This is a genomic window from Bathymodiolus heckerae thiotrophic gill symbiont (assembly GCF_900128515.1).
Classification (GTDB): domain Bacteria; phylum Pseudomonadota; class Gammaproteobacteria; order PS1; family Pseudothioglobaceae; genus Thioglobus_A.
On the sequence record NZ_FQTP01000180.1, the window covers coordinates 1 to 1,791 of the forward strand.

The 1,791-nt window shown below is 38.6% G+C and carries 3 protein-coding genes; all 3 read right to left on the reverse strand.

Going from position 1 to position 1,791, the window contains the following annotated elements; genetic code table 11:
- Positions 1-58: 58 nt before the first annotated feature.
- A complete protein-coding gene (locus tag BTHERMOSOX_RS10880; protein WP_138121154.1) occupies positions 59-445 on the reverse strand; it encodes a hypothetical protein in 387 nt (128 codons plus the stop codon).
- Between the two features lie 94 nt (positions 446-539).
- A complete protein-coding gene (locus BTHERMOSOX_RS10885) occupies positions 540-788 on the reverse strand; it encodes a chromo domain-containing protein (RefSeq protein WP_138121155.1) in 249 nt (82 codons plus the stop codon).
- The coding region (locus tag BTHERMOSOX_RS10890) for a DEAD/DEAH box helicase (RefSeq protein WP_138121156.1) at positions 778-1,791 on the reverse strand (1,014 nt) is incomplete at its 5' end. The genes BTHERMOSOX_RS10885 and BTHERMOSOX_RS10890, both read right to left, overlap by 11 nt.

The following is a 1,791-nucleotide window of genomic DNA, read 5'->3' on the forward strand; positions in this document are numbered from 1 at the left end:
CGCCATCTCCACCAAACTACCAAAGCCAACTTTTTAGTTGGCTTTTTTTATTTATGGCTTAAATGCTATCGAGTAAAGCTTTCATTTGTGACGGGAGAGTTGGCAATTGAAGAACTCCGTGTAACGGATAATCAACAGCGTTAAGCACGTTGATAAACTGCATTTCTTTTTTCTTTGCCAGTACGATTACTTTAGTATTAGGCGAGTATTTAATAAGACTAACCAACAATACTTCTAAATTGGATTTGTAGACGCCGCTATAGTTGGTACTGTAAGCATAGAAGAACTCCACAACAATAACCGCTGCAGGGCGTTTTTTGATCAAAGAAATCGCTTTTCGTATACTGTTAACCATATACTCTTCAAGACCTTTATCCTGATACAAATTACCATAATTTGGAAAAAGCATGGATTCTACAACAGTGATAACAGTAAGCTTAGACATAATGATTTAGGGAACTTACATTTTACCTTTGAGCAAATAAAATACTATCGCCACCAGCGCAACAATAACAAACAACTCAATGGCAAACATCTATTTAGTCATTAATCGAATAACAAGCGACGCCGCCTTTTTGTGAACCTGCTGCAAACATACAACGAACATTTGGATTGTCTGCTGGAATCCACTCATACACACGAATATTCCAGCCAGCTGTTTCAATTAAATATTCAGCGCTTGGCTTAACTGTTTCAGCACCCATGGTGGTCATCTTTTCCCGTAATCCAGCTTGTGCTGAAAACGATAATAAAAAAACAGCTACTAACGTTAACAATTTATTTATCATTTTTTTTACCTCTACTTTGATCAGAATTGCCTTTGGGCTTTCTATTGGGCTTATTACTCCAAAATCCTTTTTTCTTTTTAGATTTATTTTCAGCAGAATTGCTATCCTTACCGTACCTTGGTTTGTTCCTGCTTTTGTCTTTTTTAGGTTTTTTATTTTTAGGTCTAGGCATATTTTTTGGTGAATCGGGCACATCATGACTTGGCGTGAAATCATCAACCATAATACGGTCAAGCTTAGTTTGGATTAAACGCTCAATGTCAAATAACTGCTTGGCTTCGTCAGCACTCACCAATGAAATTGCTTCACCCTTTGCGCCTGCTCGTCCAGTACGACCAATACGATGTACGTAATCTTCTGGCACATGCGGAAGATTAAAATTGACCACATGAGGAAGATCAACAATGTCAATACCACGCGCGGCAATATCAGTTGCCACTAGCACGTTAACCTTGCCAGCTTTGAAGTCCGCTAAGGCGCGCGTACGAGCTGCTTGAGATTTATTACCATGAATGGCAGATGCGCTAATGCCTTTTTTGCCCAGTTGCGTAGCAATGCGATTAGCGCCATGTTTAGTACGACTAAATACTAACACTTGGAACCAACCATGATCTTCAATAAGTTTGGTTAATAGCGCTTGTTTTTTAGATTTATCAACAGGATGCACCCATTGTTTAACTGATTTAACCGTGGTATTACGCACTGCAGTTGAAATTTCAACTGGGTTATGAACCATGGATTTTGCCAGTTTTCTTATGTCATCAGAGAACGTAGCTGAAAACATCAATGTCTGTCTTTTTGGCGGCAACATCTTTAAAATTCTCTTAATGTCTGGTAAAAAACCCATATCAAGCATTCTATCAGCTTCATCAAATACGATGATTTCCAGCTCATCAAACTTCACTGCATTTTGCGAATGAAGATCAATTAGACGTCCCGGAGTTGCCACTAAAATATCAACACCGCCTCGTAGTTTTTTCATCTGTGGATTGATCTTAACACC

What these genes read in the sequence shown, in the direction of transcription:
- BTHERMOSOX_RS10885 (WP_138121155.1), bottom strand. Translation starts at nt 788, where the DNA reads ATGATAAATAAATTGTTAACGTTAGTAGCTGTTTTTTTATTATCGTTT.
- BTHERMOSOX_RS10880 (WP_138121154.1), bottom strand. Translation starts at nt 445, where the DNA reads ATGTCTAAGCTTACTGTTATCACTGTTGTAGAATCCATGCTTTTTCCA.